Origin of the sequence: Amycolatopsis thermophila (assembly GCF_030814215.1) — a bacterium.
GTDB classification, from domain to species: Bacteria; Actinomycetota; Actinomycetes; order Mycobacteriales; family Pseudonocardiaceae; genus Amycolatopsis_E; species Amycolatopsis_E thermophila.
In genome coordinates this window covers 1,375,892-1,388,876 of sequence record NZ_JAUSUT010000001.1, presented here as the reverse complement: position 1 = coordinate 1,388,876, position 12,985 = coordinate 1,375,892, and the positions used below count along the sequence as shown (strand labels likewise).

General features: G+C 68.4%; 6 protein-coding genes and 2 rRNA genes. 5 read left to right on the top strand and 3 right to left on the bottom strand.

From position 1 onward, the window contains the following. The first annotated feature begins 130 nt into the window (after nt 1-130). Both FB470_RS06850 and rrf read left to right on the top strand, forming a co-directional pair. Nucleotides 131-3,251 (top strand): 23S ribosomal RNA (locus FB470_RS06850). 76 nt (nt 3,252-3,327) lie between these two features. Next, nucleotides 3,328-3,444 (top strand): 5S ribosomal RNA (gene rrf / locus FB470_RS06845). A gap of 107 nt (nt 3,445-3,551) precedes the next feature. Here rrf and FB470_RS06840 read toward each other — a convergent pair. The 3 genes from FB470_RS06840 to FB470_RS06830 are packed head-to-tail and all read right to left on the bottom strand — an operon-like array spanning nt 3,552 to nt 7,808. Further along, nucleotides 3,552-5,198, bottom strand: a complete 1,647-nt coding sequence (locus tag FB470_RS06840) for a phospho-sugar mutase (protein WP_306989644.1) — start codon at nt 5,196-5,198, stop codon at nt 3,552-3,554. Beyond that, nucleotides 5,195-5,986, bottom strand: coding sequence for a purine-nucleoside phosphorylase (locus FB470_RS06835; protein ID WP_306989642.1), 792 nt, complete (start codon nt 5,984-5,986; stop codon nt 5,195-5,197). The genes FB470_RS06840 and FB470_RS06835 overlap by 4 nt, the downstream gene beginning before the upstream one ends. Nucleotides 5,987-6,026: 40 nt before the next feature. Continuing rightward, entirely contained in the window at nt 6,027-7,808 is a 1,782-nt protein-coding gene (locus tag FB470_RS06830; protein WP_306999096.1) for a serine/threonine-protein kinase, read from the bottom strand. Between the two features lie 121 nt (nt 7,809-7,929). On the opposite strand from FB470_RS06830, the gene FB470_RS06825 reads away from it, so the two are divergent. Genes FB470_RS06825 through meaB form a run of 3 tightly spaced genes read left to right on the top strand, consistent with a single transcriptional unit; the run spans nt 7,930 to nt 12,957 of the window. Next, nucleotides 7,930-9,801, top strand: coding sequence for a methylmalonyl-CoA mutase family protein (locus FB470_RS06825; protein WP_306989640.1), 1,872 nt, complete (start codon nt 7,930-7,932; stop codon nt 9,799-9,801). Further along, a complete protein-coding gene (scpA, locus tag FB470_RS06820; protein WP_306989638.1) occupies nt 9,801-11,969 on the top strand; it encodes a methylmalonyl-CoA mutase in 2,169 nt (722 codons plus the stop codon). Before FB470_RS06825 ends, scpA begins: the two co-directional genes overlap by 1 nt. A gap of 4 nt (nt 11,970-11,973) precedes the next feature. Then, the gene (gene meaB / locus FB470_RS06815; protein ID WP_306989636.1) at nt 11,974-12,957 is read left to right on the top strand and encodes a methylmalonyl Co-A mutase-associated GTPase MeaB; all 984 of its coding nucleotides are present in this window, start codon (nt 11,974-11,976) and stop codon (nt 12,955-12,957) included. Nucleotides 12,958-12,985: the final 28 nt, after the last annotated feature.

The window sequence follows — 12,985 nt, the reverse complement described above, 5'->3', positions numbered from 1 at the left end:
TGGTGTGGAACGAGGGTCCACGGTGTGGGTGGTGGGTGCTTGTTGATACGCTGTTGGGTCCTGAGGCAACACGTGTGTTGTTTCTGGGTGTGGTGTTTGAGAATTGCAGAGTGGATGCGAGCATCTTTGTGGTCAAGTTGTTAAGGGCACATGGTGGATGTCTTGGCATCAGGAGCCGATGAAGGACGTGGGAGGCTGCGATAAGCCTCGGGGAGCTGTCAACCGAGCTGTGATCCGAGGGTGTCCGAATGGGGAAACCCAGCACCTGTTATGAGGTGTTACCCGCATCTGAATATATAGGGTGCGTGGAGGGAACGCGGGGAAGTGAAACATCTCAGTACCCGTAGGAAGAGAAAACACTAGTGATTCCGTGAGTAGTGGCGAGCGAAAGCGGAGGAGGCTAAACCGTGCGCATGTGATACCTGTCAGGGGTTGTGTGTGCGGGGTTGTGGGACCTGCCTTCCAGGAGCTGACACTCCTGGCATGATGCCGCGCAGTTAGTGGAACCGCCTGGGATGGTGGACCGGAGTGGGTGAGAGTCCCGTACGCGAAAGCTGTGTTGGTGTTGTGTGGTGGTGTTCCCGAGTAGCAGCGAGCTCGTGGAATTTGCTGTGAATCTGCCGGGACCACTCGGTAAGCCTAAATACTTCCTGGTGACCGATAGCGGACGAGTACCGTGAGGGAAAGATGAAAAGTACCCCGGGAGGGGAGTGAAAGAGTACCTGAAACCGTGTGCCTACAAGCCGTCAGAGCGAAGCTTTGGTTTTGTGATGGCGTGCCTTTTGAAGAATGAGCCTGCGAGTTAGTGCTGCGTGGCGAGGTTAACCCGTGTGGGGTAGCCGTAGCGAAAGCGAGTCTGAATAGGGCGTGTGAGTCGCGTGGTCTAGACCCGAAGCGGAGTGATCTACCCATGGCCAGGCTGAAGCGAGGGTAAGACCTCGTGGAGGGCCGAACCCACCAGGGTTGAAAACCTGGGGGATGAGTTGTGGGTAGGGGTGAAAGGCCAATCAAACTCCGTGATAGCTGGTTCTCCCCGAAATGCATTTAGGTGCAGCGTCGCATGTTTCGTGGTGGGGGTAGAGCTACTGGATGGCCTAGGGGCCTTACCGGGTTACCGAAGTCAACCAAACTCCGAATACCATCACGTGAGAGTGCGGCAGTGAGACGGCGGGGGATAAGCTTCGTCGTCGAGAGGGAAACAGCCCAGAACACCGGCTAAGGCCCCTAAGTGTGTGCTTAGTGGGAAAGGATGTGGGGTCGCCGAGACAACCAGGAGGTTGGCTTAGAAGCAGCCATCCTTGAAAGAGTGCGTAATAGCTCACTGGTCAAGTGGTCCTGCGCCGATAATGTAGCGGGGCTGAAGTACACCGCCGAAGCCGTGTCAATGACACATATACATCCGCGCAATGCTTTGAGTGTTGTGTGCAGTGGTGTTGTTGGGTAGGGGAGCGTCCTGCATCCAGAGAAGCGGCCGCGGAAGCGAGTCGTGGAGGGTGTGGGAGTGAGAATGCAGGCATGAGTAGCGAATGCAGAGTGGGAAACTCTGCCGCCGGATGACCAAGGGTTCCTGGGTCAAGTTAATCTGCCCAGGGTAAGTCGGGACCTAAGGCGAGGCCGACAGGCGTAGTCGATGGACAACGGGTTGATATTCCCGTACCCGCGTATGTTCGCCCATGACGAGGCGCATGATACTAACCACCCGAGCTGCCGGCGGCCTTCGGGCCAATGGTGGTGAGCGTGGGGCCTGAGTGTGTAGTAGTCAAGCGATGGGGTGACGCAGGAAGGTAGCTCCGCCAGTGAGTGGTTGTACTGGTGTAAGCGTGTAGGACGAGTGGTAGGTAAATCCGCTGCTCATAGAGTCTGAGACGTGATGCGTAGCCGTTGAGGCGAAGTAGGGTGATCCTCTGCTGCCGAGAAAAGCCTCTAGCGAGAACATGTGCGGCCCGTACCCCAAACCGACACAGGTGGTCAGGTAGAGAATACTAAGGCGGTCGGGTGAACTGTGGTTAAGGAACTCGGCAAAATGCCCCCGTAACTTCGGGAGAAGGGGGGCCAAAGCACTTGAAGCCCCGTGCGGGCTAGGGTGAGTTGGCCGCAGAGACCAGCGGAAAGCGACTGTTTACTAAAAACACAGGTCCATGCGAAGTCGTAAGACGATGTATATGGACTGACGCCTGCCCGGTGCTGGAACGTTAAGAGGACCGGTTAGCTCTCTTCGGGGGGCGAAGCTGAGAATTTAAGCGCCAGTAAACGGCGGTGGTAACTATAACCATCCTAAGGTAGCGAAATTCCTTGTCGGGTAAGTTCCGACCTGCACGAATGGCGTAACGACTTTCCGGCTGTCTCAACCACAGGCCCGGTGAAATTGCACTACGAGTAAAGATGCTCGTTACGCGCGGCAGGACGGAAAGACCCCGGGACCTTTACTATAGCTTGGTATTGGTTTTCGGTTCGGCTTGTGTAGGATAGGTGGGAGACTGTGAAGCTTGGACGCTAGTTCGGGTGGAGTCGTTGTTGAAATACCACTCTGGTCGGATTGGGAATCTAACCTAGGGCCCTGATCGGGTTCAGGGACAGTGCCTGGTGGGTAGTTTAACTGGGGCGGTTGCCTCCTAAAAGGTAACGGAGGCGCCCAAAGGTTCCCTCAGCCTGGTTGGCAATCAGGTGTTGAGTGTAAGTGCACAAGGGAGCTTGACTGTGAGACTGACGGGTCGAGCAGGTGCGAAAGCAGGGACTAGTGATCCGGCATCTCCTGGTGGAAGGGATGTCGCTCAACGGATAAAAGGTACCCCGGGGATAACAGGCTGATCTTGCCCAAGAGTCCATATCGACGGCATGGTTTGGCACCTCGATGTCGGCTCGTCGCATCCTGGGGCCGGAGTAGGTCCCAAGGGTTGGGCTGTTCGCCCATTAAAGCGGCACGCGAGCTGGGTTTAGAACGTCGTGAGACAGTTCGGTCCCTATCCGCCGCGCGCGTAGGAGACTTGAGGAAGGCTGTCCCTAGTACGAGAGGACCGGGACGGACGAACCTCTGGTATGCCAGTTGTCACGCCAGTGGCATGGCTGGTTAGCTACGTTCGGAAGGGATAACCGCTGAAGGCATCTAAGCGGGAAGCCTGTTCCTAGATGAGGTCTCCCACCCCTTTGTGGGTTAAGGCCCCCAAGAGACGATTGGGTTGATAGGCCAGACATGGACGCACAGTAATGTGTTTTTGAGTGGACTGGTACTAATAGGCCGAGGACTTGCCCACAAAGCTGCTACGCATCCGCTCTGCAACTCTGAGACACCACACCAGTCTGGAACACTCTGGTGTTGTTTCGGAGAGTTTCGGTGGTCATGGCGGTAGGGAAACGCCCGGTCCCATTCCGAACCCGGAAGCTAAGCCTGCCAGCGCCGATGGTACTGCACCCTCGCGGGTGTGGGAGAGTAGGACACCGCCGAACACAATTTGATACTCGAGGCCCCGGTCGAGAACCTTCACGGTTCTCCCGGGGCCTCGAGCTTTTTCCCGGACCGACGGCCCGACGGCCAGCGGACCGGGCGGACCCGGTCAGGCCAGCAGAGCCTCCACATCCCGGCGCAACGCCGCCATCGTCGCCGTCGCCTCCGCGCGGACCGCGCCGAGCGAGCCGGCGTCCGGAACCTCGCGCACCACCTGCAGGTAGCACTTCAACTTCGGTTCGGTCCCCGACGGCCGGATCACCACCCGCACACCGCCACCGGAGATCCGCAGAGCATCGGTCTCCGGCAGCAGGTCCTCGGTGCTCACCGCGACACCGGCCAGATCGGCCGGCCGCGACTCACGCAGGCGCGCCATCACGCGGCCCCGCACCGACAGGTCCGTCACCCGCAACGAAACCTGATCGGTCACGTGCACCCCGTGCGCCACCGCGAGCCGGTCCAGCTCGTCCAGCAGCGACCGGCCCTCGGCCTTCAGCTTCGCCGCCAGGTCACACGCGAGCGCCGCCGCGGCGACACCGTCCTTGTCCCGCACGAAATCCGGGTTCACACACAGGCCCAGGGCCTCTTCGTACGCGAACACCAGCCCTTCACCGGCCCGGGTCAGCCACTTGAACCCGGTCAGCGTCTCGGCGTACCGGGCGCCGTGCGCCCGCGCGATGCCACCGAGCATCGACGCGGACACGATCGTCGTGGCCACGAGCGGGTTCGGGTTGGTGGTCGTCGACAGCACGTAGTCACCCAGCAACACCCCGGTCTCGTCCCCGCGCAGCATCCGCCACGCGCCGGCCGGTCCGGGCACCCCGATGGCGCAGCGGTCGGCGTCCGGGTCCAGCGCGACGGCGAGGTCGGCGCCCACCTCCGCGGCCAGCGCCAGCAGCAGGTCCGTGGCGCCGGGCTCCTCCGGGTTGGGGAACGACACCGTCGGGAAGTCGGGATCGGGATCGGACTGTTCGGCCACCAGGTGGACATCGTGGAACCCGGCCCGCGCCAGCGCGTCCCGCAGCACCTCGGCACCCACCCCGTGCAGCGCCGTCGCGGCCACCCGCAGGCCGCGCGCGCTCGACCGCGGCACCTGCGACACCCGGTACAGGTACTCGTCGAGGACGTCCTCGCCGAGCACCGTCGCGCCGGGCGTGCGCATCACGCTGAACGCACCCGGGGCCGCGGCGATCGCGGCCTCGATCTCGGCGTCGGCGGGCGGCACGATCTGGATCGCGCTGTCGTCGTAGAGCTTGTACCCGTTGTCGGCGGGCGGGTTGTGCGACGCGGTGATCTGGATGCCGGCCACCGCGCCGAGGTGCTTGGTCGCGAAGGCCAGCACCGGTGTCGGCAACGGCCGGGGCAGGACCCGCACGTCGAACCCGGTCGCGTGCAGAACCTCGGCCGCGGCGGCGGCGAAGTCCTCCGAGCCGTGCCGGGCGTCCCGCCCCACGACCACCGTCCCGCAGGCCTTGCCGTGCGCGGCCAGCCAGCTCGCGACCCCGGCCGTCGTGCGCACGACGACCGCCGTGTTCATGCCGTTGGGCCCGGCGCGGACCGGGCCGCGCAGCCCGGCCGTGCCGAACTCGAGCGGACCCGCCATCCGGTCGGCGAGATCGGTCACCGCGTCCGGGGCGCCGTTCATCGCGGCGGCGAGCAGGGCCTGCAACTCCTGGCGCGCGGCCGGGTCGACGTCGTCGGCTATCCAGCGGATCGCGCGGTCCCGCAGCTCGGGCGTCAGGCGGGCCTCGGTCATGCGCGCGCCACGAGCTCGCGCAGCAGGGTGCCCATCTTCTCGGCCGACGCGCGGCCCGCCTCCAGGACCTCCTGGTGGCTCAGCGGTTCGCCGGTCATCCCGGCGGCCAGGTTGGTGACCAGGGACAGGCCGAAGACCTCGACGCCGGCGGCGCGCGCGGCGATGGCCTCCAGCACGGTGGACATGCCGACCAGGTCCGCGCCGAGCGTGCGCAGCATGCGGATCTCGGCGGGCGTCTCGAAGTGCGGGCCGGGCAGGCCGGCGTACACGCCCTCGGACAGGCTCGGGTCGATCTCGCGAGCGAGGTCGCGCAGGCGGTGCGAGTACAGGTCGACGAGGTCGACGAAGTTCGCGCCGGTGATCGGCGACGTCGCCGTCATGTTGAGGTGGTCGCAGATGAGCACGGGCTGGCCGACCTGGTAGTCCTCGCGCAGCCCACCGGCGGCGTTGGTGAGCAGGACGGACTTCACGCCCGCCGCGGCGGCGGTGCGCACGTTGTGCACGACGCGGCTCACGCCCTTGCCCTCGTACAGGTGGGTGCGGCCGAGCAGCACCAGCGCGCGCTTGCCGTCCACGTCCACCGAGCGGACCGTACCGCCGTGCCCCACCGCGGTCGGGGTCTCGAATCCGGGCAGCTCGCCGAGCGGGATCTCCGCCTCCGGCTCGCCGATCACGTCCGCCGCCGGACGCCAGCCCGAACCGAGCACCACGGCGATGTCGTGTTTGGCGAACCCGGTGCGCTCGGCGATGGTGGCCGCCGCAGCCGCGGCCACGTCTTTTTCGGTCATGGCGCCATCTTTCCAGGCGCCCCGGCCGGGGGCGGGGACCCTAGCCGGTGGCCGTGAAGGTCGGCAGGATGCGGTCGTAGAGCGCGGTCTTCGCCGTTTCTTCCTGTTCCGTCGGCACCGTCACGCTGACCACCCACAGACTCGAGTCCCGGCGGACGACCTTGGCGTACGTCGTGCGGCTCACCGAGCCCGACGGCGCCCTGTCGATCGTCCGGTACATCAGCGCCAGGCCGTCCTCCGCGGCCAGCTTCGCCTGGCTGACCATGCGGAACTCGCCGCCGGAACGGCTGTTCTCCAGCGCCTTCACGTAGTCGTCGAGGTCGTTGCCGGGGAAGTACTTCGGGAAGTGGTTCACCGCGAGCATCTGCGAGCCGTCCGCCGACACGAACTGCACCAGCGTCGACAACGGCAGGCCGTCGCCGGCCTGGGAGCTGGTGAACCGCGTCCAGTCGGCCGGCACGTCGACCGTGAACGTGCCGTCCTGGGCGCCCTTCACGCTCGACGCCTCACCCGTGCGGCGCTCGAACACCGTGGGCTGCGGTACCGACGGCGCGGTCGTCTCCTCCCGCGACGGCGGCGCCACCGGCTGCCCACCGATCACCCGCGCCGCGACGAACCCCCCGAACGCGGCGGCCAGGAACACCACGATCGACACCACGACCAGCGTCACCGTCGCCGCCGTGCTCCGCCCGGACGCGGGCGCGTCCGGCGCGACCGGACCGGCGGCCACCGTGCCCGACCCGGCGGTCCGGACCACGGCGGACGGGAGCGGGCCGGGGGCGGACGACGGCGTACCGCCCGGCCGCACGGGCCCGAACGGCAGGGGACCGGGGTCGGCCGCCAGCTCGGCGCTGGACTCGGCCGCGAACGGCAGCGGACCCGGATCGGGCGCCAGCTCGCCGCTCGCCTCCGCCACGTCCTCGTGCGGCGCCGGCCGGGCCGAGATCTCCCGCGTGTCGGTGGCCTCCTCGCGCGTGCCGCTCGCCGCGGCGAACATCTCCGGTCCGAACAGCACGCGCGGTGCCTTCGCCAGGATCGGGTACAGCTCGCGACGCACCTGCCGCAGCGGCATCCGGTCCCGCGGCTCCTTCGCCATCAGCGCGCTGATCAGCGGCGCGAGCGGCCCGGGCGACGGCCGCGGCACCTCACCCTTGACGACCTTCCCGATCGTCTCCAGCGGGTCGCCGTCCGCGTCGTAGGGCGGATGCCCCTCGACCGCGCAGAACAACGTGGCGCCCAGCCCCCACAGGTCCGCAGCCGGGGTGACCGTCTTGCCGGAAGCCACCTCGGGGGCGATGTACGCCGGCGAACCCAGGGTCATCCCGGTGCGGGTCATCGACGCGTCGGACACGTTGCGCGCGATGCCGAAGTCGGTGAGCTTGATCCGCCCGTCCTCCGCGACCAGGACGTTGCCGGGCTTCACGTCACGGTGCGTGATGCCCGCGTTGTGCGCGGCCCCGAGCGCCGCCGCGACCGCGTCGCCCACCGCAGCGGCCTGTTCGACCGACAGCGGGCCGTGCTCGCGGATCAGCTCGGCCAGGCTGTGCGAGGGCAGCAGCTCCATCACGACGAACGGCTCGCCGTCCTGACGTGCGACGTCGTGCAGGGTGATCACGTTCGGGTGAGACAGCACGGCGATCGCGCGGGCCTCGCGCAGCGTCCGCTCCCGGAGCTCGTCGGCCTGCCCGGCGGTCACCCCGGGCGGCAGCAGGATCTCCTTGACCGCGACCGGGCGGTGCAGGAACTCGTCGTAGGCCGACCAGACCGTGCCCATCGAGCCGGAACCCAGCACGGAGCGCAACCGGTACCTCCCGGCCACCACCCTGGTCTCCTCGCTCGCCACCCGACCATTGTTGCGGATGCGCGCTCGGTGACCGCGGGCGCTGCCGGGCCGCGAGCAGAGTCACAATCGTGCCCCTTGCCCGCGCCCTACCATCGGACCTATGACTCAGGCTGGGACAACGGCGCCCACCCCGGATTCGCCGGACGAGCTGGCCCTCGCCGCCGAGTTCGGGACGCCGCGGCGGGAGGACTGGCAACGCCTCGTCGCAGGGGTGCTGACCAAGAGCGGAGTGCTGCCCGAAGGCTTCGACGGCGCCCCGGAGAGCCTCCTGAGCAGCAAGACCTACGACGGCATCGAGATCCAGCCGCTCTACACCGCGGATGACGCGGCCCCCCCGGCCGGATTCCCGGGCCTGCCCCCGTACGTGCGGGGCGCGCGGGCCGAGGGTGCGGTCGGCACCGGCTGGGACGTGCGCGTCCTGCACGGCAGCGCGGACCCGGCCGAGACCAACAAGGCCATCCTCGCGGACCTGGAGAACGGCGCCTCGTCCGTGTGGCTGCGCGTCGGCGGTGACGCTCTGCCACTGGACCGCCTGGCCGACGCGCTCAACGAGGTCTACCTGGACCTCGCGCCGATCGTGCTCGACCCCGGCGCGGACTACGAGGCGGCCGCCGACGCGCTGCTGGGGCTGCTCGCCGAGAAGAACATCCCGGACAGCGAGGTCACCGGCACGATCGGCGCGGACCCGATCGCGCTGCGTGCCCGCACCGGCCGTCCGCACGACATCGCGCCCGCCGCCGCGCTGGCCGCCCGCCTGGCGGGGAAGCACCCGGATCTGCGCACGCTCGTCGTCAACGCGCTGCCCTACCACGAGGCGGGCGGGTCGGACTCCCAGGAGCTCGGCGCCGCCATCGCCGCCGGGGTCGCCTACCTGCGGGCCCTCACCGAGGCCGGGCTCAGCGTCGACGACGCCGCCGGCCAGCTGGAGTTCCGCTTCGCCGCGACGGCCGACCAGTTCCTCACCATCGCCAAGCTGCGCGCCGCGCGGCGGCTGTGGGCGCGGGTGTGCGAGGTGTCCGGCGCGACCCCCGGGCGCGGCATGCGGCAGCACGCCGTCACCTCGCCCGTCATGTTCACGCGCCGCGACCCCTGGGTGAACATGCTGCGCACCACGGTCGCGTGCTTCGCGGCCGGGATCGGGGGCGCGGACGCGGTGACCGTCCTGCCGTTCGACTTCGCGATCGGCCTGCCCGACGCGTTCTCCCGCCGGATCGCCCGCAACACGCAGTCGATCCTGCTCGAGGAGTCCAAGCTGTCCGGCGTGATCGACCCCGCGGGCGGCTCCTGGTACGTCGAGAACCTCACCGACGCGCTGGCCAACGCGGCCTGGCGCGAGTTCACCGAGATCGAGCGCCAGGGCGGCATCGAGGCCGTGCTGGACTCGGGCGCGCTGGCCGCCAAGCTCGACCAGACGTGGCAGGCGCGGAAGAAGCGCCTGGCCACCCGCAAGGACCCGCTCACCGGCGTCAGCGAGTTCCCGGACCTGCACGAGAAACCGGTCGAGCGCACCCCGGCCCCGTCCGTTGTGGACGAAGGCGGGCTGCCCCGCGTGCGGTACGCGCAGGACTACGAGGCCCTGCGGGACCGCTCCGACGCCCACCTCGCCGAAACCGGGGAGCGGCCGAAGGTCTTCCTCGCCACGCTCGGCCCGGTCGCCGCGCACACCGCGCGCGCCACGTTCGCGTCGAACCTGTTCCAGGCCGGCGGCATCGAGCCGGTCAACCCCGGTGCGGTCGACGACGTCGTGGCGGCGTTCCGCGAGAGCGGCGCGAAGGTCGCCTGCCTGTGCGGCACCGACAAGCTCTACGCCGAACGCGCGGCGGAAACCGCGAAGGCCCTGAAGGAAGCCGGAGCGGTGCGGGTGATCCTGGCCGGCAAACCGGGGTACCCGGACGTCGACGCCTACGTGCACGCCGGCTGCGACGCGCTCGCGGCCCTGACCAGCACCCTCGACACGCTGGGAGTGAAGTGATGGCCATCCCGGACTTCTCCGACGTCGAGCTCGGCATCCCGGACCCGGGCAGCCAGGCCGACTGGGCCGAGGCGCTGCACTCGAGCACCGGCAAGGGCGCCGACGCCCTGACCTGGGAAACCCCCGAGGGCATCGGCATCAAGCCGCTCTACACCGCCGAGGACACCACCGACCTCGACTTCCTGCGCACGTACCCGGGCATCGCGCCGTTCCTGCGCGGCCCGTACCCGACGATGTACGTGAACCAGCCGTGGACGATCCGCCAGTACGCCGGGTTCTCCACCGCGTCGGAGTCCAACGCCTTCTACCGCCGCAACCTCGCGGCCGGGCAGAAGGGGCTGTCGGTGGCCTTCGACCTGGCCACCCACCGCGGCTACGACTCCGACCACCCGCGCGTGGCCGGTGACGTCGGCATGGCGGGCGTGGCGATCGACTCGATCTACGACATGCGCCAGCTCTTCGACGGCATCCCGCTGGACAAGATGAGCGTGTCGATGACCATGAACGGCGCCGTGCTGCCCGTCATGGCGCTCTACATCGTGGCGGCCGAGGAGCAGGGCGTGGCGCCCGAGCAGCTGGCCGGGACCATCCAGAACGACATCCTCAAGGAGTTCATGGTCCGCAACACCTACATCTACCCGCCGCAGCCGTCGATGCGGATCATCTCCGACATCTTCGCCTACACCTCGCAGCGGATGCCGCGGTTCAACTCGATCTCCATCTCCGGTTACCACATGCAGGAGGCCGGTGCGACGGCCGACCTGGAGCTGGCCTACACGCTGGCCGACGGCGTCGAGTACATCCGCGCCGGGCTGGACGCGGGCCTGGAGATCGACAAGTTCGCACCGCGGCTGTCGTTCTTCTGGGCGATCGGCATGAACTTCTTCATGGAGGTCGCCAAGCTGCGGGCGGCCCGGCTGCTGTGGGCCAAGCTCGTGAAGCAGTTCGAGCCGAAGTCGGAGAAGTCCCTGTCGCTGCGCACGCACAGCCAGACCAGCGGCTGGTCGCTGACCGCGCAGGACGTGTTCAACAACGTGATCCGCACCTGCGTCGAGGCGATGGCCGCGACGCAGGGGCACACGCAGTCGCTGCACACCAACGCGCTCGACGAGGCGCTGGCCCTGCCGAGCGACTTCTCCGCGCGCATCGCCCGCAACACCCAGCTGCTGCTGCAGCAGGAGTCCGGCACCACCCGCGTGATCGACCCGTGGGGCGGCAGCGCGTTCGTCGAGCGGCTGACCTACGACCTCGCGCGCAAGGCGTGGGGCCACATCAACGAGGTCGAGTCGGCGGGCGGCATGGCCCGCGCGATCGACGCCGGCATCCCGAAGCTGCGCATCGAGGAGGCCGCCGCCCGGACCCAGGCGCGCATCGACTCCGGCCGCCAGCCGGTGATCGGCGTCAACAAGTACCAGGTGGTCGACGACCAGCAGATCGACGTGCTCAAGGTCGACAACGCCGGTGTCCGCGCCCAGCAGCTGGAGAAGCTCAGGCGGCTGCGCGAGGAGCGCGACGAGGACGCCACGCAGGACGCGCTGCGGCGGCTCACCAGCGCGGCGGAGGGCGAGGGCAACCTGCTCGCACTGGCCGTCGACGCGGCCCGCGCCAAGGCGACGGTCGGGGAGATCTCCGACGCGCTGGAGAAGGTGTGGGGCCGCCACTCCGGGCAGATTCGTACGATCTCCGGCGTGTACCGCGACGAGGTCGGGAAATCCGGGAACGTGGAGAAGGCACGCGCGCGGGTCGAGGCGTTCGCCGAGGCCGAGGGGCGCCGTCCGCGCATCCTCGTCGCCAAGATGGGCCAGGACGGGCACGACCGCGGTCAGAAGGTGATCGCGACCGCGTTCGCCGACCTCGGTTTCGACGTCGACGTGGGCCCGCTGTTCTCCACCCCGGCCGAGGTCGCCCGCCAGGCGATCGAGGCGGACGTGCACGTCGTCGGGGTGTCGTCGCTGGCCGCCGGCCACCTGTCGCTGGTGCCCGCGCTGCGCGAGGAGCTGGCCCGGCTCGGCCGCGAGGACATCATGATCGTGTGCGGTGGCGTCATCCCGCCGCAGGACTACGACGAGCTGCGCGCCGCGGGGGCGTCGGCGATCTTCGGGCCGGGCACGGTCATCGCGGACGCCGCGCTGGGCCTGCTCGACCAGCTCGAGCAGCGGGAGTCCTGAGCCCTTGCCGCGCAAGATCGACGTCGGTGCCTACGCCAAGGGCGTGCTCGCGGGCGACCGCGGCACGCTGTCCCGGGCGATCACGCTGGTCGAGTCCCAGCGGCCGGACCACCGGCAGCAGGCCCAGGAACTGCTGGTCGAGCTGCTGCCGCACGCCGGTGGCGCGCGGCGGGTCGGGATCACCGGCGTACCCGGTGTCGGCAAGTCGACCTTCATCGACCAGCTCGGCACCGACCTGACCGAGGCCGGTCACCGGGTCGCGGTGCTGGCCGTGGACCCGTCGTCGACGCGGACCGGCGGCAGCATCCTCGGCGACAAGACCCGCATGGCGCGGCTGGCCAACGACCCGGCCGCGTTCATCCGGCCCTCGCCGACGTCCGGCACGCTCGGGGGCGTCGCCCGCGCGACCCGCGAGACGATCGTGCTGATGGAGGCCGCCGGGTACGACGTCGTGCTGGTCGAGACCGTCGGCGTCGGTCAGTCCGAGGTGACGGTCGCGAACATGGTCGACTGCTTCCTGTTCCTCACCCTCGCCCGCACCGGCGACCAGCTGCAGGGCATCAAGAAGGGCGTGCTGGAGCTCGCCGACGTGATCGCGGTGAACAAGGCCGACGGCGAGCACGAACGCGACGCCAAGCGCGCGGCGCGGGAGCTGGCCGGCGCGCTGCGGATGATCTACGGGCCGGACGCCGCGTGGACGCCGCCGGTGCTGACCTGCAGCGGGCTCAACGACATCGGCCTGGACACGGTGTGGCAGCAGATCGAGCGCCACCGGGAAGCGCTGTCCGAATCGGGCGAACTGGACCGCAAGCGCAAGCAGCAGCAGGTCGACTGGACGTGGGCGATGGTGCGCGAGCAGCTGCAGGCGCGGCTGGCCGAGCACCCCGGCGTGCGGGCGCTGGTGCCGGAGGTCGAGGAGGACGTCCGGGAGGGACGGCTCACCGCGACCCTCGCCGCGCAGAAGATCTTGGACGCCTTCTCCGCGTGAGTCTCCTTGTTGATGCGTAACCGAACCG

Bases quoted from the DNA above. Each gene is read 5' to 3' on its own strand.
- FB470_RS06840 (WP_306989644.1), bottom strand. From the start codon at position 5,198: ATGACCGAGGCCCGCCTGACGCCCGAGCTGCGGGACCGCGCGATCCGC.
- FB470_RS06835 (WP_306989642.1), bottom strand. From the start codon at position 5,986: ATGACCGAAAAAGACGTGGCCGCGGCTGCGGCGGCCACCATCGCCGAG.
- FB470_RS06825 (WP_306989640.1), top strand. From the start codon at position 7,930: ATGACTCAGGCTGGGACAACGGCGCCCACCCCGGATTCGCCGGACGAG.
- scpA (WP_306989638.1), top strand. From the start codon at position 9,801: ATGGCCATCCCGGACTTCTCCGACGTCGAGCTCGGCATCCCGGACCCG.